Here is a 24659-nt window from a genome sequence, read left to right on the forward strand (position 1 = left end):
GCTGCGAATATGGACGACACAACTGTTGAAAAACCGGCGAGCGGCGGCCCCGCAGCGGGCGAAGCCGTGCTGACGGTACGCGATCTCCAGGTGCACTTCCGGGTGCCGCGCGGCGCCTATCCGTGGTCGTCGAAAGCGACGCTGCGCGCCGTCGATGGCGTGTCGTTCGAAGTTCGACGCGGCGAGACCTTGGGTCTGGTGGGCGAATCGGGTTGCGGCAAATCGACCCTGGCTCGGGCCATCATCGGCCTCACGGCGGTGACCGGCGGCAGCGTGCGATGGCGCGACACCGAAACCGTCAGCGACGGCAAGCGCCCGGCCTCGGCCATGGCGCGTCTGCGCAAAGACGTGCAGATGGTGTTTCAGGACCCACTCGCCTCGCTCGACCCGCGCATGACGATCGAGCAGATCGTCACCGAGCCGCTGAAAGTGCAACGGCCCGGCATGGGCCGCGAGGAAACCCGCGCCCGCGTAGTGACGATGCTCGAACGCGTAGGGCTCGGCGCGCATCATCTGGCTCGCTATGCGCATGAGTTTTCCGGCGGGCAGTGTCAGCGGATCGGCATTGCGCGTGCTTTGGTGGGCGAGCCGCAACTGGTGATCTGCGATGAGCCGGTGTCGGCGCTGGATGTTTCCATTCAGGCGCAGATCGTCAATCTGCTGCGCGATCTGCAGCGTGAGTTGCAGCTTTCGTTGCTGTTCGTCGCGCATGACCTCGCGGTCGTCAAGGCGATCAGTCAGCGCGTGCTCGTGATGTATCTCGGGCGCGTGATGGAGCTAGGTACGCGGCAAGAGGTGTACGGATCGCCACGGCATCCTTATACGCGGGCGCTGCTGTCCGCCGTGCCGCGGCCCGATCCCGCGACGGAGCGCACGCGCACGCACGCGGTGCTGACCGGCGAGATGCCATCGCCGTTGAATCTGCCTTCGGGATGCGCGTTTCGCACGCGTTGCCCCGACGCGATCGAGGCGTGCGCGCAAGAAGTGCCGCAGTCGATCTCGCGCGGCACGGGGGATCGGCGAGTGGCGTGTATCCGGGTGGCGGCAAACCAGGCTGAACCGGCGTGAGGCCTGCGAAAAGACGTGGGCCTCGCTTGCCAGTCACACGTCACACGTAACTTTTACTGCACGAATGCGCCAATCGAAAGATACGGATTGACGACACGAGCTTGGAGGAACGGCAACGTGTGATACAGGGGATTTGCGGGGAATTGAAACGGGTGCATGAACGGGGGAGCAAGAGCAGGTAGCGCTGCGCGTATTGCCGCGCGAGCTGCGGCGGTCAGGTCTGCACACACAACACAGCGCAACCGGCCGCCCGCGGTCAGACTTTTATCTGCCTGCACACAAAAATTCAGACACTCTCCGGGTTCACGCTTCGCCGGAAAAACAAAGCCCGCAGTGGTAAGGTTGCGGGCTTTTTGCTTACGCTCTATCTACCGAGCGTTACCGTCAGAATTAGAACGGAATATCATCATCCATCTCATCAAACCCGCCACCAGCCGGCGCACTCGGACGGCTCGCGCCACCACCGCCGCTGCCACCGCGCGAACCACCACCGCCCGCAGCAACCCGGGAGCCGCCACCGCTACGCTCCGACGGCTCCCGGCTATATCCACCTTCATCGCCACCGCCGCCCATCGCGCCGCCACGGCCGCCTAGCATCTGCATCTGTTCCGCGACGATCTCGGTCGAGTAGCGATCCGTACCGTCCTGCGCCTGCCACTTGCGCGTGCGAATCCGGCCTTCGATGTATACCGACGAGCCCTTCTTCAGATACTCGTTGACGATCTCGGCCAGCCGGCCAAAGAAGGAGACGCGATGCCACTCGGTGGCTTCCTTCATCTCCCCGGACGTCTTGTCCTTGTACCGATCCGTCGTCGCAAGGCGGATGTTCGCCACTGCGTCGCCACTCGGAAGATAACGGACTTCCGGATCGGCTCCGAGGTTGCCGACGAGAATGACCTTGTTCACGGATGCCATGAGTTTCTCCTGTTGATTCCGTTGCAGGTGGCGCGGCAACGCACGTTTGACGTCTCTGAACCGGCCGGCCCGAGAGGAAAACTGCGCCTCAGCCGGCCACCGGTGAGTACCTGAATTTAAGCCTTCTTGCGCGGCGGCGCTTTCATATTTGCCGCGATTATAAGCCAGCAAAATACCAGCCCCGAGCAGGTGAAGAACACCGCGCTCGGGCCGTCCGCTTTCAGCAGCAGACCGCCCACTACGCCGCCAAGCGCGAGGCCGATCGACTGTGTGGTGTTGTACACGCCGGTCGCCGCGCCTTTGCGCGAGCCCGGCGCCAGTTTCGACACCAGCGAAGGCTGCGACGCCTCAAGAATATTGAAGCCGAGAAAGTAGATGAACAGGATCCCGGCCACACTCAGAATGGTATGGGGAGCGACGCCTAACAGCAACTGTCCGATCAGGATAAGCCCAATCGCACTGAGCAGCACCGTCTTCATCTGGCCGCGCTTTTCTGCCGCGATGATCGCCGGCACCATCATCACAAAAGACAGCCCCATCACCGGCAGGTAAATCTTCCAGTGTGACGCAACGGGAAGACCGCCGGCTTCGAGAATCCGCGGCACCACCAGGAACAGCGCGGTTTGCGTGGCATGCAGCACGAGCACGCCAAAGTTCAGGCGCAACAGTTCGACGTTATGCAGGACTTCCGAGAATGGCGCGCGCACGTGCACCGGCATCGGCGCATTGGGCACAATCCAGATCACCACGCCGATCGCCACGATCGAGAAAATGCCGACCAGCGCGAACAGCCCGCTCATGCCGACCCACTGGAACACGATCGGCGCGCCGACAATCGCCACCGCGAAGGAAATGCCGATGCTGCCGCCCACCATCGCCATCGCCTTGGTGCGATGCTCTTCGGAGGTAAGGTCGGCGATAAAGGCGAGCACCGCGGACGACACCGCGCCCATCCCCTGAATCACCCGGCCGACGATGATCCACGTCATGTCGTGCGCGCCCGCCGCCACAAAGCTGCCGAGCGCGAAGATCGCAAGACCGGTGGCGATCACCGGCTTGCGCCCCACCCGGTCTGAAATCCAGCCGTAGAAGATGTACAGCAGCGATTGCGTCACGCCGTAGGCGCCGAGCGCGATGCCCACCAGCACCACGTTGTCTCCGCCGGGGATGGTTTTCGCGTAGATCGAGAACACCGGCATGATCATGAAGAGACCGAGCATGCGCAGCGCGAAGATGCCTGCGAGCGACACGGTCGCGCGCAGCTCAGGCGCGCTCATGCGTGAAGATATTGCGGACGGATTGGACATCGGGAACGTGTTTTGAATAATCTGGACGGCCTTGGGGCCGGGCGACACACCGTCGGGCAGCATAACCCGGGCGGCCTGCCGTAAGCGGCCCGCGACCTGCGGCAAAGTCTCACAGGCGTCTTGCAGTCGCGCCGAAAGGCCCCATCTGCGAGCTTTCCGCACCGCGCTAACCGCTGTCTCACCGCTCGCCGCGCGCCTGCTGGGCGCGGTCAGGCAGTCGTAACAGCGGTCTTGAAAAGTCGTTATAGTAGCAGGTTTAGCCTCTTCCTCTTTCCGCCAGCCAATCGCCAGTTATTGGCCAGTCAATCGCCTGGTAATGGATCAACGCGTGGAACAAATCCGTATCCGTGGGGCCCGTACCCACAACCTGAAGAATGTCAGTCTCGACCTGCCGCGTCACAAGCTCATTGTGATTACCGGCCTGTCGGGCTCGGGCAAATCGTCGCTCGCCTTCGACACGCTTTACGCCGAAGGGCAGCGCCGCTACGTCGAAAGCCTCTCGGCGTATGCCCGGCAATTTCTGCAATTGATGGAAAAGCCGGACGTCGACCTGATCGAAGGTCTGTCGCCCGCCATTTCCATCGAACAGAAGGCGACCTCGCACAATCCGCGCTCCACGGTCGGCACGGTCACGGAGATTCACGACTACCTGCGCCTGCTGTTCGCGCGGGTCGGCACGCCCTATTGCCCGGATCACGAAATCCCGCTGGAAGCACAAAGCGTCTCGCAGATGGTGGACGCCGCGCTCGCCCTGCCGGAAGACACCAAGCTGATGATCCTCGCGCCGGCGGTAGCGAACCGTAAAGGCGAGCACGTCGAACTGTTCGAGGAAATGCAGGCGCAGGGCTTTATCCGCTTTCGCGTGCGCTCGGGCGGCGGCACGGCCAATGAAGAGGTCGCGAAGATCTACGACGTGGACTCGCTGCCGAAGCTGAAAAAGAACGACAAGCACTCGATCGACGTGGTGGTCGACCGTCTGAAAGTACGCCCCGACATGAAGCAGCGGCTGGCGGAATCGTTCGAAACCGCGCTGCGCCTCGCCGACGGCCGCGCCATCGCGCTCGAAATGGATACGGACAAGGAGCATCTGTTCAGTTCCAAGTTCGCCTGCCCGATCTGCTCGTATTCGCTGCAGGAACTCGAACCGCGCCTGTTCTCGTTCAACAACCCGATGGGCGCCTGCCCGGAGTGCGACGGCCTCGGCCAGATCACGTTCTTCGATCCGAAGCGGGTGGTGGCGCACCCGTCGCTGTCGCTCGCGGCGGGCGCGGTGAAGGGCTGGGACCGGCGCAACCAGTTCTACTTCCAGATGCTGCAAAGCCTCGCGGCCTTCTACGAGTTCGACATCGACGAGGCTTTCGAAGACCTGCCGGAAAAGGTCCGCAAAATTCTGCTGTACGGTTCGGGCAAGCAGACCATCCCGTTCTCGTACATCAACGAGCGTGGCCGCGCGTCGATTCGCGAGCATGTGTTCGAAGGGATCATCCCCAATCTCGAACGCCGTTATCGCGAGACCGACTCGGTCGCGGTGCGCGAAGAACTCGCCAAATACCAGAACAATCAGGCCTGCCCCGCCTGCGCCGGCACGCGCCTGCGCCGCGAAGCGCGCTTCGTGCGTATTGGCGCGAACAGTGACGCGCGCGGCATCTTCGAAATTAGCGGCTGGCCGTTGCGCGACGCGCTCGGCTATTTCCAGACGCTGCGTCTGGAAGGCTCGAAGCGCGAGATCGCCGACAAGGTGGTCAAGGAAATCGTCGCGCGGCTGATGTTCCTGAATAACGTCGGGCTGGACTATCTGTCGCTCGAACGCAGCGCGGAAACGCTTTCGGGCGGCGAAGCGCAGCGCATCCGGCTCGCCTCGCAGATCGGCTCGGGCCTCACCGGCGTGATGTACGTGCTGGACGAACCGTCGATCGGCCTGCACCAGCGCGACAACGACCGCCTGATCTCGACGCTCAAGCATCTGCGCGATCTCGGCAATTCGGTGATCGTGGTCGAGCACGACGAGGACATGATCCGCATGGCCGACTATGTGGTCGACATGGGACCGGGCGCCGGCGAGCACGGCGGCATGATCATCTCCGAAGGCACGCCCGACGAGGTGCAGGCCGACGCGGCTTCGATCACCGGCCAGTATCTGTCCGGCGCGCGCACCATCGAATACCCGGACGAGCGCAAGGAACCGGACGAGCGGCGGCTGCGCATCGTCGAGGCCTACGGCAACAATCTGCAGCACGTCACGCTCGATCTGCCGGTGGGCCTGCTTACCTGCATCACCGGCGTGTCGGGCTCGGGCAAGTCCACCCTCATCAACGACACGCTGTATCACGCGGTTTCGCATCACCTGTACGGCTCGTCGGCCGAACCGGCGCCATACGAAGCCATCGAAGGCCTCGAGCATTTCGACAAGGTCATCAACGTCGACCAATCGCCGATCGGCCGCACGCCGCGCTCGAATCCGGCCACCTATACGGGTCTGTTCACGCCGATCCGCGAACTGTTCGCGGGCGTGCCGGCCTCGAAAGAGCGCGGCTACGATCCGGGCCGCTTCTCGTTCAACGTCAAGGGCGGCCGCTGCGAATCCTGCCAGGGCGACGGCGTGCTGAAGGTGGAAATGCACTTTCTGCCCGACGTCTACGTGCCGTGCGACGTGTGTCACGGCAAGCGCTACAACCGCGAAACGCTCGACGTGCAGTACAAAGGCAAAAATATCAGCGAAGTACTGGAGCTGACGGTCGAGAACGCCTACGAGTTTTTCAAGCCCGTTCCGGTCGTGGCGCGCAAGCTGAAAACCTTGCTGGACGTGGGTCTGGGCTATATCCGCCTGGGGCAGTCGGCCACTACCTTGTCGGGGGGCGAGGCGCAGCGGGTCAAACTATCGTTGGAACTGAGTAAGCGTGACACCGGTCGCACTCTATACATCCTCGATGAGCCGACCACCGGTTTGCACTTCCACGACATCGCGCTGCTGCTCGAAGTGATCCACCGGCTGCGAGATCAGGGTAATACCGTGGTGATCATCGAGCATAATCTGGATGTAATCAAAACTGCGGACTGGGTGATCGATCTCGGCCCGGAAGGCGGCGCCGGCGGCGGGCAGATCATCGCCCAGGGCACGCCGGAGCAGGTGGCGAAGTCGAAGGCAAGTTTTACCGGTCGGTACCTGGCGCCGTTGCTGAAACGCGCCGCCGCACGAAAGTGATGTTGCAACCCGTGGGAGACGGAAAATAAGCCATGACCAAGCGTAACGAGGCGCCCGATGAAGGGCAGGTGCAGGATCTGCGCCCACGCCCGGTCAGGCTGACGAGCGACATGAGCCTGCCGAAGCTGTCCGCGGTCGAGATAGGCAGCTATCTGGTGATGCTGCTCGGCATGTGGGCGGTGCTCAATCTCCGCCTGCTCGGCGCGTTGCTGGCTGGGCTGCTGGTCTATCAGCTGATCCAGACCATCGCGCCGCGCATCGAAAAGCACATGTCCAGCCGGCGGGCGCGCTGGCTTTCCGTGGTGATACTTGCCGTGGTGATCGTCGGCGCGCTGACGGGGATCGTGATCGGCATCATCGATCACTTCGAAGGCGCCGTGCCGAACGTGCAGAAACTGCTCGACCAGGCCATGCAACTGATCGACGAGGCGCGCGGCCGGATTCCGCAGTTCGTCGCCAACTATCTGCCGGTCGACGCCGACCAGATGAAAAGCCGCGCCACCGAACTGATGCAGACCCACGCCAACATGCTGCAGCAAGGCGGCAAGAACGTGGCGCGGGTCTTCACGCATGTGCTGATCGGCATGATCATCGGCGCGATCATCGCGGTCGGCTCGCAGCGGCATATCCAGCGCCTGCCGCTGTCCACGGCGTTCGTCACCCGCGTGACGCGCTTTGCGGACGCGTTTCGCCGCATCGTGTTCGCCCAGGTGAAGATTTCGGCCATCAACGCGGCCTTCACCGGCATCTTCCTGCTGGTGCTGCTGCCGATCTTCCACGACCGTCTGCCGCTTTCCAAAACGCTGGTGCTGGTCACGTTCATCGTCGGGCTGCTGCCGGTGATCGGCAATCTGATCTCCAACACCATCATTGTCGCCGTGGCGCTCTCGGTGAGTTTTCCGGCCGCGATGATGTCGCTGGTGTTCCTGATCCTGATTCACAAGCTCGAATACTTCCTGAATGCGAAGATCGTCGGCGGCCAGATCGAGGCTCGCGCCTGGGAACTGCTGATTGCCATGCTGATCATGGAAGCCGCGTTCGGCATTCCCGGCGTGGTCGCCGCGCCGATCTTCTACGCGTATCTCAAGCGGGAACTGATTTATTTGCGGCTGGTTTGATGATTTAGCGGCGCGCGCCCTGCTTCGCTTCGCCAAAGCGCCGACGGGCCAAAGAGCCAAAGAAAAAGGCCGCCGGTCTCAAACCGGCGGCCTTCTTTTTTTTGCCCGCGGCGTCGGGCCGCTACGCGGGGTTGCCGCTGGGGGTTGCTGCATCGGGCCGCTGAATTCGCCCGCAGCTCAGCAACCTCCGCTCAGCGGAACACCACCGTCTTGCTGCCGTTCAGCACCACCCGATGCTCGACGTGCCACTTCACCGCCCGCGCCAGCGTCACGCATTCGACGTCGCGGCCAATCGCCGTCAGTTGATCCGGCGTCATGCTGTGGTCGACCCGCTCCACTTCCTGCTCGATGATCGGACCTTCGTCCAGGTCCGTCGTCACATAGTGCGCGGTCGCGCCGATCAGCTTCACGCCACGGTCGAATGCCTGGTAGTACGGTTTCGCGCCCTTGAAGCTCGGCAGGAATGAATGATGGATATTGATCGCGCGGCCGGCGAGGCGCTCGCACAACTGCGGCGAGAGAATCTGCATGTAGCGCGCGAGCACCACCAGATCGGCCTGATGCTCGTCGATTACTTCGATCACGCGGGCTTCCTGCGCCGCCTTGCCGGCAGGCGTCGACGCCATCAGCGGGAAGTGATGGAACGGCACGTCGTAGCTGGCGGCGAGTTGATAGAAGTCCTTGTGATTCGAGATGATGGCCGCGATCTCGATGTTCAGTTGTCCGGTGCGATAGCGGAACAGCAGGTCGTTCAGGCAGTGGCCGATCTTCGACACCATGATCACGACGCGCGGCTTCACCGTGGCGTCATGCAATTCCCAGCGCATACCGAACTCGTCCGCGAGCGTGCTGAAGCTCGTGCGCAGCGCATCCAGCCCCGGATCGCCCCCCACCTGCTGGAAATGCACGCGCATGAAGAACTCGCCGGTGTGGCTGTCGCCGAACTGCGCGGAGTCGAGAATGTTGCTGCCGCGCTCGAACAGGAAGCCGGACACCGCGTGGACAATGCCGGGCCGGTCGGCGCACGACAGTTTGAGAATAAAGCTGTGATCGGTCGACATGACCTGGATAACTCCCTTCTACAAGGCGTAATTCGTTGATGGCGTTATGCGCGCGCGGGCGGCACGAACAGTGCGTCGATCCCCGCGCAATCTTCAGCATCGATCCAGCGGCGGCGCAGCAGGCAATCGAGCGTGGCGAGGCTGGCGTCGACGGTCATCGCGTCTTCCTCGATCCAGCGCGCTACTTCATCAATGCGCGCGAGACGGTGCTCGCCGACTTCGCCGTCCTGATTGCGCGGCGCGAAATCCGCCGGCAGCGGCAACGCGAGGTCGTACACAAAAATCTGCTCGGCCTGGGTGCCTTCCGGTAAGGATTGCAGCACGTGCACGGTGCGTCCCGGCGTGGCGCGCGCGGCGATTTCTTCAGGAATGCCGGCTTCTTCCCAGCACTCCTTGATAATCGTCGCCTCGACGCCGAAGCCCCAGCCGATTCCGCCCGCCACCACGTTATCCAGCATGCCGGGGTCGGTGGCCTTGGTGTCGCTGCGGCGCGCAATCCACAATTGCGGTGCGCCATCCACGTATTCTACGACGCCGTTCAGATGCACCGCGTAGGTCATCGTGCCGAAGAAGCGCGACGCCGCACGTTCTATATAAGCGAGCGGCGGCGCGTCGAAGGCATTGCGGATCGCGTAGGTTTCGTCGCGCCAGCCGGGAATGCGGCCTTCCGCAGCGAGCGCGCCGATTACCGCGCCGAGCGCGGCGCTGCGCAGATCCACCGTGTTGAAGCCAGGCGACAGGCTCACGCGCGCGGCCTCGATCTCGAACACGTCGGGCCAGCGCGACAGCAGCGGCACGTCGGCGGCGCGGATCCAGCCGACCTGCTCGGCGTCGATCCAGAACGGCAGGTGCGCGCGCGCGTCGAAGCGGCGCGCTTTGGTGATACAGGGCAAAGTCATGAATGCTCCAGGTGCGCCGGCGCTTTAATCGCGCAGCGCCACGCGAATGCCGATGGCGATAAAGGTCGCGCCCGCCAGCCGGTCGAGCCACACGCCCACACGCGGACGACGCTTCAGCCAGCCGCCGATCATGCCGGCACACACGCCGAACAGCGAAAACACCACCACGGTCTGCAGCATGAATACGAGGCCCAGTTCGAGCATCTGCAGCGGCACGCTCTGCACGCCATGCGGCTCGATGAACTGCGGCAGGAACACGAGGAAAAACAGCGTCACTTTCGGATTCAGCATGTTGCCGAACACGCTCTGGCGGAACACCGACCACAAAGGCTGGGCTGCACGCTCATGGGCCGTGGCGAGCCCCTGGCTACGCAGCGCCTTGATGCCGATCCATACCAGATAAGCGGCGCCCGCATACTTGATGGCCTGGAACGCGACCGGCGACGAGCGCAGCAAGGCGGCGACGCCCAGCGTGGCGAGCGTCGTATGAAACGTGATGCCCGCCGCAAAACCGAGCGCCGCGACGAGCCCCGCCGCGCGGCCTTGCGAAATGCCGCGCGCCAGCACCTGGAGATTATCCGGGCCGGGGGCGAGCGTGATCGCCATCGAAGTGGCGAGGAACAGCAGGAAATTGGGCATCAGTGTTACCTCATCGCGATTGTGTTGCGGGGGATCCTCTGCGGCTAAAGCGTGAATAAACCCGCGCCGCAGATAGCCGTCGTCTCTAGTGGCCGCTAAACCCGGTCACGGTAAACAGCGGCAACCCTGACGAACGCAGCAGCGCCGATCCGCCCAGATCCGGCAGCTCGATAATCGCCGCGCCTTCGACCACCACCGCGCCCAGCCGCTCGAGCAACTGCTTGCCGGCCATCATGGTGCCGCCGGTCGCAATCAGGTCGTCGACGATCAGCACACGGTCGCCCGGCTTGCAGGCATCCGCGTGGATCTCGACGGTTGCCGTGCCGTATTCGAGTTCGTAGGACTGCGATTCGGTCTTGTAGGGCAGCTTGCCCTGCTTGCGGATCGGGATGAAACCGAGATTCAGCTCATAGGCCAGCACCGGGCCGATGATAAAGCCGCGCGCGTCGAGCCCGGCGATGTAGTCGAGCTTCGCGTCGATATAGCGCTGCACGAACAGGTCGATCAGCACCCGAAACGTCTTCGGATGCTGCAGCAGTGGCGTGATATCGCGAAACTGCACGCCGGCCTGCGGCCAGTCGGAAACAGTGCGAATCTGGCTTTTGACGAACGCAGCCGCGTCGAGCGGTGCGCTCGCAAGCGCGTTGGACATGATGACTCCAGACGGACCCGCGAGGGATCCAGGTAAAAGACTTAACAATCTCGCGCGGCGGTCCGCGCGACAGCTGAGCGGCGTCTACACGGCCGCGCCGCCGCGAATCCCACGTGCTCCGGACTGCGCGTTTTGTACGGCCAGCCGCGTCAGGCGGCCGTTGCCCCCGCGCGACGATGCCGCGACAGACGCTCTTCGGCTTCGGCAAGCGCCTCGGGCAAGCCGCGCAGCACGACGATGTCGCTCGCGCGCAGCTTGGTGGACGGGTCCGGCTCCACGCCGCGAATGCCGTGGCGGCGGATCGCCGTCACCTCGACGCCCAGTTCGAACAGGCCGAGCTCGGCGAGCGTGCGGCCCACGGCGTCGGCGTTCACGTCGACCGGCACCGATTGTAGACGCACCTGCTCGTGGCTGTCGTCGTCGCCCACGTCGTCGGCGCCGTGGAAGTAGCCGCGCAGCAGACTATACCGCTCGTCGCGCATCTCCTCGACGCGCCGCACGACCCGCCGCATCGGCACGCCCATCAGCACCAGGGTGTGCGAGGCCAGCATCAGGCTGCCTTCGACGATCTCCGGGATCACTTCGGTCGCGCCGGCGGCGAGCAGCTTTTCGAGGTCGGCGTCGTCCACCGTGCGCACGATCACCGGCAGCGTCGGCTCCAGTTCGTGGATGTTGTACAGCACGCGCAGCGCCGAGGGCGTGTTGGCGTAGGTGATCGCCACCACCGCCGCCCGGTGGATACCGGCTGCCAGCAGCGACTCGCGCCGGCCCGCGTCGCCGAACACCACCGATTCGCCCGCCGCCGCAGCCGCCGCGACGCGATCCGGGTCGAGGTCGAGCGCCACATATGAAAGCCCCTCGTGTTCGAGCATGCGCGCCAGGTTCTGCCCCGCCCGGCCGTAGCCGCAGATGATCGTGTGGCCGCTCTGCTTCAGGCTTTGGGTGGCGATGCGCGTCATCGTCAGCGACTGCATCATCCATTCAGTCGAGGACAGGCGCAGCACGATCCGGTCCGCGTTCTGGATCATGAACGGCGCGGCCAGCATGGACAGCAGCATCGCGGCGAGAATCGCCTGCAGCAGCGTGGCGTCGACCAGATGCTTGTCGAGGATCAGATTCAGCAGCACGAAACCGAATTCGCCCGCTTGCGCGAGCCCGATGCCGGTGCGCATCGCCACGCCCGGCGTCGCCCCGAACAGCCGCGAGAGCGCCGTGATCATCACCAGCTTCAGCACCAGCGGCCCGAGCAGGAAAGCCAGCACGATCAGCGGGTGCGTCCAGATCACCAGCGGATTGAGCAGCATGCCGGTGGTGACGAAGAAAAGCCCGAGCAGCACGTCGCGAAACGGCTTGATGTCTTCTTCCACCTGATGCCGGTAGGGCGTTTCGGCGATCAGCATGCCGGCGATGAACGCGCCCAGCGCCAGCGAAAGTCCGAATTTATCGGTGATGAACGCGGCCCCGAGCGTAACCAGCAGCAGGTTCAGGATGAACAGTTCCTGCGAGCGGCGCCGCGCCACCACGTTGAACCAGCGCGTCATGAACTTCTGTCCGACGATCAGCAGCAGGGACAGCGCAACGACGATCTTCACCGCCGCCAGCCCGAGCGCCGTCATCAAGGTGCGCGAATCGCCGCCCAGCGCCGAGATGATGATCAGCAGCGGCACCACCGCCAGATCCTGGAACAGCAGCACGCCGAAGATATTGCGGCCATGCTCGGTTTCGATTTCGAGCCGCTCCGCCAGCATCTTGCTGACGATGGCCGTGGACGACATGGCGAGCGCCCCGCCCAGCGCGACGCTGCCCTGCCACGTGATGTGCACCCAGCGCTCCAGCACGAAGCCGAGCGCGACGGCCACCGCCACCGTGCCGATCACCTGCAGCAGGCCGAGGCCGAACACCAGCCGGCGCATCGAACGCAGCTTGGCAAGCGAAAACTCCAGGCCGATCGAGAACATCAGGAACACCACGCCGAATTCGGCGAGGTTCTGCGCGCCCTGCGAATCCGGCACGATGCCGAACGCATGCGGCCCGACGACGATGCCCACCGTCAGGTAGCCGAGCATGGGCGGCAGGTTCAGGAAACGGAAAACGACGACGCCCGCCACCGATGCCAGCAGCAGGAACAGCGTCATTTCGAGCGGGGAAATCATGGGGAAAAGCGCATCGGAAAGCGTCCAGGTTCGTCGACGTAACCATCGCACGCAAACCGCCGTGCGACAAGGTTGAGGGGCCGGTGAGGGCAGCGGCCGGGGACAGCCGGCCCGGCGCGGCGAACAAACGCCTTTGCTATACTCCGCGAATGATAGCGAAAATCAATGGCGACAGGGCACTCGCGCTCGCTCGCAACGTACTGGACATCGAAGCGGACGCCGTGCGCGCGGTTCGCGATCAACTCGACGATGGTTTCGTCGAGGCGATCGATTTCATCCTGAGCTGCCGTGGGCGCGTGGTCGTCTCCGGCATCGGCAAATCCGGCCATGTGGCCCGCAAGCTGGCGGCGACCTTCGCCAGCACCGGCACGCCCGCCTTCTTCGTGCATCCGGCCGAAGCCAGCCACGGCGACCTCGGCATGGTCACGGCAGACGACGTGTTCGTCGCCATGTCGAATTCCGGCGAATCCGAAGAATTGATGGCGATCCTGCCCATCATCAAGCGGCTCGGCGCCAAGCTGATTGCGATTACCGGCAAGCCGGGCTCGAGCCTCGCCAAACTGGCGGACGTGCATCTGAACGCCGGCGTCGCCAAGGAAGCCTGTCCGATGAATCTCGCCCCCACCGCCAGCACCACCGCCGCGCTCGCGCTCGGCGACGCGCTCGCGGTCGCGGTGCTGGAAGAACGCGGTTTCGGCCCGGACGACTTCGCCCGCTCGCATCCCGGCGGCGCGCTCGGCCGGCGCCTGCTCACTTTTGTGCGCGACGTCATGCGCACCGGCGACCAGGTGCCTAAAGTGATGCCTGAATCGAACGTGCGCGACGCCCTGTTCCAGTTGACCGCCAAGCGTATGGGCATGACGGCGATCGTCGACGAACACGAGCACGTCAAAGGCATTTTCACCGACGGCGACCTGCGCCGCGTGCTCGAACGCAGCGGCGACTTCCGCGAGCTGCCGATCGCTTCGGTGATGACAGCCGGTCCGCGCACCATCGGCCCGGATCAACTGGCGGTCGAAGCGGTGGAACTGATGGAGCGCCACCGGATCAACCAGATGCTGGTAGTCGACGAAACCGGCAAGCTGATCGGCGCACTCAACATGCACGACCTGTTCTCCAAGAAGGTGATCTGATGGCTGCCGCGACCCTCACCGCCACCGAACGCGCCCGCCGCGTCAAGCTGATGATTTTCGACGTCGACGGCGTGCTGACCGACGGCGGCCTGCTGTTTACCGCCGAGGGCGACACGATGAAGGCGTTTCACTCGATGGACGGCCACGGCGCGAAGCTGCTGCGCGAAGCCGGCATCGACACGGCCATCATCACCGGGCGCAAGTCGGGCATCGTCGCGGTGCGCGCCAAAGAACTGAAGATCAAGCATCTGTATCAGGGCATCGAAAACAAGCCGGAAGCATTTGCCGAGCTGCTCAAGGAAACCGGCCTGAGCGCCGACGAATGCGGCTATATGGGCGACGACTGGGTGGATCTCGGCGTGATGCTGCAGGTCGGCTTCGCCGCGGCGCCCGCCAATTCGCATCCTGAAGTGATCGCGCGGGCCCATTGGGTCAGCGAAGCACGCGGCGGCCACGGCGCGGTGCGCGAAGTGTGCGACACCTTGCTGCGCGCCCAGAACAAGTACGACGAACTGCTCGCCAAGGCATGCGCCGGCGGCGAACAGCAGGGCCTCGTCGGATGAACCAGTTTCGCTTCACGTCGCTGATTCCGCTCGTCGCGATGGCGGTGCTTGCCGGTATCACGTGGTGGCTGCTGCAGGCCACCGCGCCGCCGCCGCACGAAGGCGAGATCAAGCCGAAGGAACACACACCCGATTACTTCGCCGACAACTTCTCGGTGTCGGAACTGGATCAATCGGGCGCCACGCAGTACCGGCTGACGGCGGTTCACCTCGTCCATTACGAAGACGACGAGCTAAGCGATCTCGTCAAGCCGGCCATCCGCGCCTTCCAGCCGGGCAAGCCCATCGTCACGGCCACCGGCGACACTGGCACCGTCAATGGCGACGCCTCGATCGTCGATCTCTACCAGAACGCCCGCATCCTGCGCGCCGCCGGCTACGGCGACCCGGCGATGCAGGCCGATTCGTACCATTTTCGGGTCCTGGTGAACGACGATGTGATCGAGACCGAAAAGCCGGTTAAACTTCAGCGCGGCCTGTCTGTCATGACGGCCAGCGGCATGAATTACAACAACGTCACCCGGGTCATGCAGCTATTCGGCAACGTCCGTGGCGCGATCGCCGCGTCCGACGCCTCCGGCAGCTCTCCAAAACAACCCGGGTAATCATTCCAGCGTGACTGCATGAACGAATCGTTCCCCCGTTTTACAACCGGCCGCGCGCGGATCTTGTCCGCGTGCCGCGCTGGACTTGCCGCGCTGCTGGTCGCTTTGCCGTTCGCGGGCTTTGCGCCGCTCGCGCACGCCGAACGCGCCGACAAGGACAAGCCGCTCAATATCGAAGCGGACAACATGACCTATGACGACCTGAAGCAGATCAACATCTTCACCGGCCACGTCGTGGCCACCAAAGGCACGATCGTCATCAAGGCCGATCGCGTCGAGGTGACGCAGGATCCGCAGGGTTATCAGTACGCCACCGGCACGTCGAGCGGCGGCAACCTGTCGTATTTCCGCCAGAAGCGCGAAGGGCTGGACGAATACGTGGAAGGCACCGCGATCCGCATCGATTACAACGGCAAGCTGGATTTCACCACCTTGACGACCAACGCCACGGTGAACCGCCTGCAAGGCCTCGCCACGGTAATGGACACGGTCCACGGCAGCGTCATCACCTATGACGGCCAGAACGACTTCTACACCGCGAAGGCGGGTCCGGACGTCGCGGGCCCCGGCAACCCGAGCGGCCGCGTGCGCGCCATGCTGGCGCCGCGTAACGGCGGCGCCGCGCCGCTGACCGGCGCCTCGGCTACCCTGGTCCCGTCCACCACGCTTAAGGGAGCTCCGGCCCAGTGAACTCAGTGAATTCGCCCTCCCTTCCCCATCGCAAGCCGGCTGGGACCAGCAGTTCGCTGGTGGTTCGCAATCTGAAGAAGCGCTATGGTTCGCGCACCGTCGTGAAAGACGTGTCGCTCGACGTCAAGAGCGGCGAAGTGGTCGGCCTGCTCGGCCCGAACGGCGCCGGCAAGACCACCTCGTTCTATATGATCGTCGGCCTCGTGCCGCTCGACGCCGGTGAGATCGACCTGGACGGCAAGTCCATCAGCCTTTTGCCCATCCACAAGCGTGCGTCGCTCGGCCTGTCGTATCTGCCGCAGGAAGCGTCGGTGTTTCGCAAGCTCACCGTCGAAGAAAACATTCGCGCCGTGCTGGAGCTGCAGCTCGACGAAAACGGCAAGCGGCTCAACAAGGACACCATCACCACCCGCACCGAAGCCCTGCTGGACGAACTGCAGATCGCGCATCTGCGGGGCAATCCGGCGCTGTCGCTGTCGGGCGGCGAGCGGCGCCGGGTAGAAATCGCGCGGGCGCTGGCCACCAATCCGAGCTTTATTCTGCTCGACGAACCTTTCGCCGGCGTCGACCCGATCGCGGTTCTGGAAATCCAGAAGATCGTCAAGTTCCTGAAGCAGCGCAACATCGGTGTGCTGATTACCGACCACAACGTGCGCGAAACGCTCGGCATCTGCGACCACGCCTACATCATCAGCGACGGCAGCGTGCTGGCGGCCGGCGCGCCTGGCGACATCATCGAAAACGAAAACGTGCGGCGCGTCTATCTAGGCGAGCACTTCCGCATGTAACTCGCACAACGGGCACACACGGCGGCCTCCCCAGCCGCTGGCCCCTTGCTGCGGCGGCCTTCGCGCACTTTTGACGCGGCAGGCCGCCCGCCCCTCCCAGTGCCGATCCAGGCGCACGCGGTATTGCGAATTCCGCAAGGTATCGCGCTCGTGGCAAACTCTTTACAATGAATCTCAACTTGCCATGAAAGCCAGCCTCCAACTCCGCCTGTCGCAGCATCTTGCGCTGACCCCTCAACTGCAACAGTCCATCAGGCTGCTGCAGTTGTCCACGCTCGAACTGCAGCAGGAAGTCGCGATGGCGATCTCCCAGAATCCGTTGCTCGAAAACGAGGATGACTGGATCGCCAGCCCGTTGCGCGTCGCGGCCGATGGCTCGCTGATCGCCCAGGCGCCGAACAACTCGGCGCCCGAGCAGATGGGCAGCAACAACTCGTCGCCCTCCGCCAGCAGCAGCGAGCGCGCCGAAAACGGCGAGCCGCAGGGTGTCGACGAGTACAACGGCCTCGCATCCGACAACAACGGCGACTCCACCCAGTGGAATCTGGACGACTACGGCCGCTCGGGCAGCGCTTCGGACGACGACGACCTGCCGCCGCTGCAGATCCACGAATCCAGCACGTCCCTGCGCGATCACCTGATGGCGCAACTGCGCGTCACCCAGGCAAGCCAGCGCGACCGCGCGCTGATCACGTTCCTGATCGAATCGCTCGACGACGACGGCTACCTGACCGCCACACTCGATGAAGTCCAGGCCGATCTGCCCGAAGAGTTAGAGGTCGACCTCGATGAACTGAATGCCGCGCTCGCCTTGCTGCACAGTTTCGATCCGCCCGGCGTCGGTGCGCGCTCGGCCTCCGAGTGCCTGAGGCTGCAATTATTGCGGCTCGATTCCTCGCCCACGCGCACGCTGGCGCTCGAAATCGTCGCGCATCACCTTGAACTGCTGGCCGCGCGCGACTTCACGCGTCTGCGCAAGCATCTGAAGGCAAGCGACGACGATATGCGCGACGCCCACGACCTGATCCGTTCGCTGGAGCCCTTCCCGGGCGCCGCCTACGGCAAGGCCGAAGCGGACTACGTGGTGCCCGACATCATGGTGCGCAAGACCGCGCAAGGTTGGCAGGCCGAACTGAATCCCGAGGTGGTGCCGAAGCTGCGTATCAACCACCTGTACGCCAATATTTTGCGCAACAACCGCGGCGATCCGGGCAGCGGTTCGCTGCGCCAGCAGCTCCAGGAAGCACGCTGGCTCATCAAGAATATCCAGCAGCGCTTCGAGACGATCTTGCGAGTCGCGCAAGCCATTGTGGAGCGTCAGAAGAGCTTTTTTGTGCACGGCGAAATTGCCATGCGGCCCTTGGTTTTAAGGGAAATTGCTGATACGCTGGGCCTACACGAGTCAACTGTCAGCCGTGTGACAACCGGTAAATACATGCTGACCCCATTCGGGACGCTTGAATTCAAGTTCTTTTTCGGTTCACACGTTTCAACCGACACGGGCGGCGCAGCCTCTTCCACGGCGATCCGCGCGCTCATCAAGCAACTGATAGGAGCGGAAAACACCAAATCTCCTCTTTCAGACAGCCGCATAGCCGAATTGCTGGCAGAGCAGGGATTCGTGGTCGCACGGCGTACTGTGGCCAAGTACCGCGAAGCCCTCAAGATCCCAGCAGTCAATCTGCGTAAGTCTCTTTAGCTGGCCCCCCAATCTGTCGCTTCGCACTTGGGACGGCCCGGCGCTTCCTTTTGGCCCGTCGCGTACCGTGGCGGGCATTTTCCGGCCGCTCCGCCCGTTGGCGGACAGGCCGGCCGATGCGACCTGCCAGTAGTCAGTCAACGGGGGACGACACAGGCGAGCCGTCAGATCGACCGGTACTGCCCCATCGTGCGGACCAAGCGGCCACTAGCTTGGAGAAGCACTATGAATCTGCAGATCAGTGGACACCATCTCGAAGTAACGCCAGCGTTGCGCGAATACGTGATCACCAAACTGGATAGGGTGCTAAGACATTTCGATCAGGTGATCGATGGCAGTGTGGTCCTCTCGGTCGACAACCACAAGGAAAAGGAAAAGAGGCAGAAGGTTGAAATCAACCTGCACGTGAAGGGCAAGGACATCTTTGTCGAGAGCTGTGACGGCGACCTGTACGCCGCGATTGATCTCATGATCGACAAGCTCGACCGGCAAGTCATCCGTCACAAGGATCGCCTACAGGGCCATCAGCACGAAGCGATCAAGTATCAACCGCTGGCGCAAGTGGAAGTGCCGCCGCAATAAGCAGGACCACTCAGGACCCGGCAGGATTAGAGGGGTTTTTCCTGACACAGCTAAACCGCCCGGCAACGGGCGGTTTTTCGTTGGGCTGCCGGCTGGTTTTCGTTGAATTCGCGGATGGCGCGCCGCACCATCCATGGTCGCGCTGTTCTATAATGGGCCGGTTACCATAGGGGTCATCGGGGTTATTCAGCGGGAGTCCTGCGTTTTCGGGCTTCCACGCACATCGCCGTGAGCATCAGTAGTCGAGAATGGAACGCCACTCAAACGCCACAGCGAGGAGTATCCAGGCCACGTTTCCGCCTGCCAACATGAATCGTTTAGCCAAATTTCTTCCCCTCGAAAACGTCGTCGTCGGCCTGTCGGTCACCAGCAAGAAACGCGTCTTCGAGCAAGCGGGCCTGATCTTCGAAAACCAGAACGGCATCGCCCGCAGCACGGTCACTGACAATCTGTTTGCGCGCGAGCGCCTCGGGTCGACGGGTCTTGGCGAAGGCGTCGCGATTCCGCATGGCCGGATCAAAGGTCTGAAGCAGCCGCTCGCCGCATTCGTGCGTCTGGCCGAGCCCATCCCCTTCGAATCGCCCGACGGTCAGCCCGTTTCGTTGCTGATCTTTCTGCTGGTGCCTGAACAGGCCACTCAGCAGCATCTGGAAATTCTCTCGGAAATCGCCCAACTGCTGTCGGATCGCGAAACGCGCGAACGGCTGCACACGGAAGAAAACCGCGAAGCGTTGCATCGCCTGCTCACTCAGTGGCAACCTTGATGCATCAGCGACAATCCGCATACGCGCGGGCCCGCTCCCGCGTCATAGCCGGCGCGCGCCGGCCAGCCCGGTTGCGTTAGCGCGGCCGGGGTACGCGGGACAGCGGCCCACACTGGAGTCAGGGACTCATGGATACGTCCAGCATCAACGCCCAAAGTATTTTCGACGACAACGCCGCCATGCTGAAGCTGAGCTGGCTGACGGGGCATGAAGGCTGGGAGCGCGGCTTCTCGGCAGAAACGGTCGCGTATGCCACGTCGAGCGCCGACCTCGTGGGTCACCTGAACCTGATCCACCCGAACCGCATCCAGGTGCTCGGCGACGCCGAGGTCGAGTACTACCAGCGTCAATCCGAAGAAGACCGTTCGCGTCACATGGCCGAGCTGATCGCCCTCGAACCGCCGTTCCTGGTGGTGGCAGGCGGGGTCGCCGCGCCGCCGGAACTGGTTTTGCGCTGCACCCGCTCGTCCACGCCGCTGTTCACCACGCCCATGTCGGCCGCCGCCGTGATCGACAGCCTGCGTCTGTACATGTCGCGCATCCTCGCGCCGCGCGCCACGCTGCACGGCGTGTTTCTCGACATCCTCGGCATGGGCGTGCTGCTCACCGGCGACTCCGGTCTCGGCAAGAGCGAACTCGGCCTTGAGCTGATCAGCCGCGGCCACGGCCTCGTCGCCGACGACGCGGTGGATTTCGTGCGCCTCGGGCCGGATTTCGTCGAAGGACGCTGCCCGCCGCTGCTGCAAAATCTGCTGGAAGTGCGCGGCCTCGGTCTGCTCGACATCAAGACCATCTTCGGTGAAACCGCCGTGCGGCGGAAAATGAAGCTGAAGCTGATCGTGCAACTGGTGCGCCGCCCGGATGGCGAATTCCAGCGCCTGCCGCTGGAAAGCCAGACCGTCGACGTGCTCGGCCTGCCCATCAGCAAGGTCACCATTCAGGTGGCGGCCGGCCGCAACCTGGCCGTGCTGGTGGAAGCCGCCGTGCGCAACACGATCCTGCAACTGCGCGGCATCGATACCCTGCGCGACTTCATGGATCGCCAGCGCCTCGCCATGCAAGACCCCGACAGCCAGTTCCCCGGCAAGCTGATCTGAGCACTCAGTCAGGCACGATCTGACAGGGTGCCTCGCGTATTTATTGGCGAGGCACGCGCACGAGGACCGGATGCTATGATGAAACGTACAGATTCGACGACCCCATGCGCATTATTCTGATCACCGGTATTTCCGGCTCCGGCAAATCCGTTGCACTGAACGCGCTTGAAGACGCTGGCTACTACTGCGTCGACAACCTGCCGCCGCGCTTTCTGCCGCAACTCGCCACCTATCTCGCCGAAGACGGTCAAGACCGCCTTGCGGTAGCCATCGACGCGCGTTCGAGCGCCTCGCTCGACGACATGCCCGCGATGATCCGCGACCTGTCGCGCGAACACGATGTGCGCGTGCTGTTCCTCAACGCCAGCACCCAGGCGCTGATCCAGCGTTTTTCCGAGACCCGCCGCCGCCATCCGCTTTCCGGTTCCACCGCGCACGACGCCGATGTCGGCCTGCTCACCTCGCTCGAAGAAGCCATCGAGCGCGAACGTGAACTCGTCGCGAACCTGGCCGAATTCGGCCACCAGATCGACACCAGCAACCTGCGCGCGAACGTCCTGCGCGCATGGGTCAAACGCTTTATCGAACAGGAGCACAACGGTCTCGTGCTGATGTTCGAATCGTTCGGTTTCAAACGCGGCGTGCCGCTCGACGCCGATTTCGTCTTCGACGTCCGCACGCTGCCGAACCCGTACTACGATCATCAATTGCGTCCCCTCACCGGACTCGACAAGCCGGTGAGCGATTTCCTCGGCGCCCTGCCGGTCGTGCAGGACATGATCGGCGACATCGAAACCTTCCTCGCGAAATGGCTGCCGCACTTTCGCGACGACAACCGCAGTTACCTGACGGTGGCAATCGGCTGCACCGGCGGCCAGCACCGGTCGGTATTCATTGCCGAGACGCTCGCCGCGCGTCTTGCGAAGCAAGCCAATGTAATCGTGCGGCACCGCGATGCGCCGGTCGACGTCGGCGAATCATCGAAGTTAGTGGCTTAACCGGCCGCATCGCGCGGCCTTAACCCGAAGCGTTGCGCCATGTCCTCTACTTCTGTGCTTGCCGATGTGCCGCTGTTTCCGCTGCACACCGTGCTGTTTCCCGACGGGCTGCTGCCCCTGAAAATCTTCGAAGCGCGCTACCTCGACATGGCGCGCGAATGTCTGCGCGAAAAAACGCCGTTCGGTGTCTGCCTGCTGAAAAGCGGCGGTGAAGTCGCGCTGCCGGATGAGCCGTCGGTGCCGGAAAACGTCGGCTGTCTCGCTGAAATCGAGGATTGCGATGTCGAAACCTTCGGCATGCTGCTGATTCGCGCGCGCGGCACGCGGCGCTTCCGGCTGTTGTCGCATCGCGTGGAACACGGCGGCCTGCTGGTAGGGATGGCCGAGCCACTGCCCGACGACGTGCCGCTCGAAGGCAACCAGCATCTGGCCAAATTCGGCGCATGCGCGGAAGTGCTGGAACGCATCATCGCGACGATTCGCGAGCGCGATCCGGACAGCTTGCCGTTCGCGGAGCCGTTCAGGCTCGAAGACCCGACGTGGGTGTCGAACCGGCTTTCGGAAGTGCTGCCGATCCCCTTACGGGCGCGGCAAAAGCTGATGGAATTGACGGATGCCGGCGCGCGCATCGACGTGGTTCATCACTACATGCAGCAGCATCAACTGCTGTAAAGCTGCATGTAGAGTTGCGTGCGCAGCTGAAACCACCGCGACACCGCACGCGAAACCCTACAGCAACGACCCGTGCAGGCCATCCAGCAGCTTGCGCACGGGCGCAGGCACGCCATAGGCGTCGATATCGCGCAACGCGACCCACACCGTCTCCGCGTCGCCCAGCGCTAACGCCGCCGCGCCGCCGCCCGCCGCACGACCGAGTTCCGCGACTCGCGGCTCGATATCCAGCCGGAAATGCGTGAACGTGTGCGTGAGCGGCGCAAGCGGCGAAACCGCGCCGTCGCCGCCGAATTCGCGGGCGCGTGCTTTCAGGGCGGCTTCGTCCGCGGCTTCCGGCAAGCTCCACAGCCCGCCCCAGATACCCGACGGCGGCCGTTTTTCCAGCATCACGGCGTCGCCGTCGCATAGCACGAGCATCCAGGTGCGACGCGTCGGCACGGCCTTTTTGGGGCGCGCCGCCGGCAATTGGCGCTGCCGGCCGGTCACCTTCGCCACGCAGTCCGGCGCGAACGGACAGCGTTCGCAGTCGGGCTTGCCGCGCATGCACAGCGTGGCGCCGAGGTCCATCAAGCCCTGCGTGTAGGCGCTCACATCGGCATTGCTGGCGTTGGACGGCAAGAGCGATTCGGCCAGCGTCCACATGGCGTTTTCCACACGCTTTTCGCCCGGAAAACCTTCCACGCCGAACACACGCGCGAGCACGCGCTTGACGTTGCCGTCGAGAATCGTCGCGCGCGCGCCGAACGCAAATGACGCGATCGCCGCCGCGGTCGAGCGCCCGATGCCCGGCAGCTCGGCCAGCGCCTCGACGGAATCCGGAAACGATCCGCCGTGCAGTTCGACCACCGCCTGCGCGCAACGATGCAGGTTGCGGGCGCGCGAGTAATAGCCAAGGCCGGCCCACAGGGCCATCACGTCGTCGAGCGGTGCGGCGGCGAGCGCGGCGACATCCGGGAAACGTTCGAGAAAACGCGCGTAGTACGGAATCACCGTCGACACCTGGGTCTGCTGCAGCATGATTTCCGAGAGCCAGATGCGATACGCGTCGCGCGTATTTTGCCAGGGCAGATCGTGGCGCCCATGCTGGCGCTGCCAGGCAATCAGGCGCGCGGAGAAATCGGCGAGCGCCGGCGAGGCAGACACGACGGGCAGGTTGGCCGTCGCGGACGGCGTTAAGCGAGATGGCATCGGAAATTAGCGCTGGCAGGTCGGACAGAAGTAAGTCGAGCGCTGCCCCTGCACGATCTGTTTGATCGGCGTTCCGCAGACGCGGCATGGCAGCCCCGCGCGATCATAGACGAAATAATCGAGCTGGAAGTAGCCGCTTTCACCGTCGCTGCCGACGAAATCGCGCAGCGTGCTGCCGCCTTTCTCGATGGCGGCGGCGAGCGTCACGCGCACGGCGTCCGCCAGCAGCTCGTAACGCACCAGCGAGACGCGCCCGGCAGGCGTGGTGGGGCGGATGCCGGCGCGAAACAGGCTTTCGGAAGCGTAAATGTTGCCCACGCCCACCACGATCTCACCCGCGAGCAGCGCCTGCTTGACGGAAACCTTGCGTCCGCGCGTTTGCCGGTGGATCAGGCCGCCGGAAAACGCCGACGAAAACGGCTCGACGCCGAGCCCCGCCAGCAGCGCATGTTCGAGCACGTCGCCGTCCTTGCGCGCATGCCACAGGACGGCTCCAAAGCGCCGCGGATCGCGATAGCGGAGAATGAACTCGTCGAAGATCCAGTCGACATGGTCGTGCTTCGCCGCCGCCGGCAGATGCGGCAGATTGCGCAGCACTCGCAGCGTGCCGGTCATGCCCAGGTGCACAATGAACCAGCCGGAGTCGATCTCGAACAGCAGGTACTTGCCGCGCCGCTCCACCTGGTGGATCACGTGGCCTCGCAAGGTTTTCGCAAGGTCGGACGGAATCGGCCAGCGCAGTGCGGGCGTGCGAACGTCGACGCGCTCGACCTTGCGTCCGCAGACGTACGGTTCGATTCCCCGTCGGGTAACCTCAACTTCTGGCAACTCTGGCATGTCTAACTGGTCTGCAACTTGCGTGA

The 24659-nt window shown here is 63.7% G+C and carries 23 protein-coding genes; 14 read left to right on the forward strand and 9 right to left on the reverse strand.

Going from position 1 to position 24659, the window contains the following annotated elements; all coding sequences use genetic code 11:
* Positions 1–9 precede the first annotated feature (9 nt).
* Entirely contained in the window at positions 10–1068 is a 1059-nt protein-coding gene (locus tag FQ755_RS25290) for an ABC transporter ATP-binding protein (RefSeq protein ID WP_144157744.1), read from the forward strand.
* A gap of 390 nt (positions 1069–1458) precedes the next feature.
* Here FQ755_RS25290 and FQ755_RS25295 read toward each other — a convergent pair whose 3' ends face one another.
* Together FQ755_RS25295 and FQ755_RS25300 are read right to left on the reverse strand one after the other, a co-directional pair.
* Complete coding sequence (locus FQ755_RS25295) at positions 1459–1983, reverse strand: single-stranded DNA-binding protein (protein ID WP_144157745.1); 525 nt, start codon at positions 1981–1983, stop codon at positions 1459–1461.
* Positions 1984–2099: 116 nt separating this feature from the next.
* The gene (locus FQ755_RS25300; protein WP_144157746.1) at positions 2100–3290 is read right to left on the reverse strand and encodes an MFS transporter; all 1191 of its coding nucleotides are present in this window, start codon (positions 3288–3290) and stop codon (positions 2100–2102) included.
* A 328-nt stretch (positions 3291–3618) separates the two neighbouring features.
* Here FQ755_RS25300 and uvrA point away from each other — a divergent pair, with 328 nt between their 5' ends.
* Positions 3619–6492 carry an excinuclease ABC subunit UvrA gene (gene uvrA, locus FQ755_RS25305; protein ID WP_144157747.1) on the forward strand — a complete coding sequence of 958 codons (2874 nt, stop codon included), beginning with the start codon at positions 3619–3621 and terminating at the stop codon, positions 6490–6492.
* Positions 6493–6524: 32 nt separating this feature from the next.
* Positions 6525–7610: an AI-2E family transporter gene (locus FQ755_RS25310; protein ID WP_144157748.1), complete on the forward strand. Its 1086-nt coding sequence runs from the start codon at positions 6525–6527 to the stop codon at positions 7608–7610.
* A 191-nt stretch (positions 7611–7801) separates the two neighbouring features.
* Here the strand turns inward: FQ755_RS25310 and purU are convergent, their stop codons facing one another.
* The 5 genes from purU to FQ755_RS25335 form a co-directional block, all read right to left on the reverse strand.
* Positions 7802–8671, reverse strand: coding sequence for a formyltetrahydrofolate deformylase (gene purU, locus FQ755_RS25315; protein ID WP_144157749.1), 870 nt, complete (start codon positions 8669–8671; stop codon positions 7802–7804).
* 44 nt (positions 8672–8715) lie between these two features.
* On the reverse strand, positions 8716–9570 hold the full coding sequence (locus FQ755_RS25320) for an NUDIX hydrolase (RefSeq protein ID WP_144157750.1): 855 nt from the start codon (positions 9568–9570) through the stop codon (positions 8716–8718).
* 24 nt (positions 9571–9594) lie between these two features.
* On the reverse strand, positions 9595–10209 hold the full coding sequence (locus tag FQ755_RS25325; RefSeq protein ID WP_144157751.1) for a LysE family translocator: 615 nt from the start codon (positions 10207–10209) through the stop codon (positions 9595–9597).
* Positions 10210–10294: 85 nt separating this feature from the next.
* Positions 10295–10861, reverse strand: a complete 567-nt coding sequence (locus tag FQ755_RS25330; protein WP_144157752.1) for an adenine phosphoribosyltransferase — start codon at positions 10859–10861, stop codon at positions 10295–10297.
* 149 nt (positions 10862–11010) lie between these two features.
* Positions 11011–13014 (reverse strand): monovalent cation:proton antiporter family protein, encoded by a 2004-nt coding sequence (locus FQ755_RS25335; RefSeq protein ID WP_144157753.1) that lies wholly within the window; start codon positions 13012–13014, stop codon positions 11011–11013.
* A gap of 149 nt (positions 13015–13163) precedes the next feature.
* Between FQ755_RS25335 and kdsD the strand changes: the two genes are divergently transcribed.
* From kdsD to FQ755_RS25390, 11 genes are all read left to right on the forward strand, one after another.
* Entirely contained in the window at positions 13164–14147 is a 984-nt protein-coding gene (gene kdsD, locus FQ755_RS25340; protein ID WP_144157754.1) for an arabinose 5-phosphate isomerase KdsD, read from the forward strand.
* On the forward strand, positions 14147–14710 hold the full coding sequence (locus FQ755_RS25345; protein ID WP_144157755.1) for a KdsC family phosphatase: 564 nt from the start codon (positions 14147–14149) through the stop codon (positions 14708–14710). Before kdsD ends, FQ755_RS25345 begins: the two co-directional genes overlap by 1 nt.
* On the forward strand, positions 14707–15315 hold the full coding sequence (gene lptC / locus FQ755_RS25350) for an LPS export ABC transporter periplasmic protein LptC (RefSeq protein WP_144157756.1): 609 nt from the start codon (positions 14707–14709) through the stop codon (positions 15313–15315). Before FQ755_RS25345 ends, lptC begins: the two co-directional genes overlap by 4 nt.
* 18 nt (positions 15316–15333) lie before the next feature.
* Positions 15334–16005: a lipopolysaccharide transport periplasmic protein LptA gene (gene lptA / locus FQ755_RS25355; RefSeq protein ID WP_144157757.1), complete on the forward strand. Its 672-nt coding sequence runs from the start codon at positions 15334–15336 to the stop codon at positions 16003–16005.
* A gap of 5 nt (positions 16006–16010) precedes the next feature.
* Positions 16011–16793 carry an LPS export ABC transporter ATP-binding protein gene (gene lptB / locus FQ755_RS25360; protein WP_144157923.1) on the forward strand — a complete coding sequence of 261 codons (783 nt, stop codon included), beginning with the start codon at positions 16011–16013 and terminating at the stop codon, positions 16791–16793.
* Between the two features lie 184 nt (positions 16794–16977).
* A complete protein-coding gene (locus FQ755_RS25365; protein WP_144157758.1) occupies positions 16978–18492 on the forward strand; it encodes an RNA polymerase factor sigma-54 in 1515 nt (504 codons plus the stop codon).
* Between the two features lie 225 nt (positions 18493–18717).
* The gene (hpf, locus tag FQ755_RS25370; RefSeq protein WP_144157759.1) at positions 18718–19074 is read left to right on the forward strand and encodes a ribosome hibernation-promoting factor, HPF/YfiA family; all 357 of its coding nucleotides are present in this window, start codon (positions 18718–18720) and stop codon (positions 19072–19074) included.
* A 248-nt stretch (positions 19075–19322) separates the two neighbouring features.
* Complete coding sequence (ptsN, locus tag FQ755_RS25375; RefSeq protein WP_074263300.1) at positions 19323–19838, forward strand: PTS IIA-like nitrogen regulatory protein PtsN; 516 nt, start codon at positions 19323–19325, stop codon at positions 19836–19838.
* 128 nt (positions 19839–19966) lie between these two features.
* A complete protein-coding gene (hprK, locus tag FQ755_RS25380) occupies positions 19967–20935 on the forward strand; it encodes an HPr(Ser) kinase/phosphatase (protein WP_074300858.1) in 969 nt (322 codons plus the stop codon).
* 104 nt (positions 20936–21039) lie between these two features.
* A complete protein-coding gene (gene rapZ / locus FQ755_RS25385) occupies positions 21040–21933 on the forward strand; it encodes an RNase adapter RapZ (protein ID WP_144157760.1) in 894 nt (297 codons plus the stop codon).
* A 39-nt stretch (positions 21934–21972) separates the two neighbouring features.
* Positions 21973–22605 carry an LON peptidase substrate-binding domain-containing protein gene (locus FQ755_RS25390; RefSeq protein ID WP_144157761.1) on the forward strand — a complete coding sequence of 211 codons (633 nt, stop codon included), beginning with the start codon at positions 21973–21975 and terminating at the stop codon, positions 22603–22605.
* Positions 22606–22662: 57 nt separating this feature from the next.
* On the opposite strand, the gene mutY is transcribed toward FQ755_RS25390, so the two are convergent.
* Together mutY and mutM are read right to left on the reverse strand one after the other, a co-directional pair.
* Complete coding sequence (mutY, locus tag FQ755_RS25395) at positions 22663–23796, reverse strand: A/G-specific adenine glycosylase (protein ID WP_144157762.1); 1134 nt, start codon at positions 23794–23796, stop codon at positions 22663–22665.
* A 6-nt stretch (positions 23797–23802) separates the two neighbouring features.
* Positions 23803–24633, reverse strand: coding sequence for a bifunctional DNA-formamidopyrimidine glycosylase/DNA-(apurinic or apyrimidinic site) lyase (mutM, locus tag FQ755_RS25400; protein ID WP_144157763.1), 831 nt, complete (start codon positions 24631–24633; stop codon positions 23803–23805).
* Positions 24634–24659 lie beyond the last annotated feature (26 nt).

Origin of the sequence: Paraburkholderia sp. BCC1885, from assembly GCF_900996235.1 — a bacterium.
In the GTDB taxonomy this organism is placed as follows: Bacteria; Pseudomonadota; Gammaproteobacteria; order Burkholderiales; family Burkholderiaceae; genus Paraburkholderia.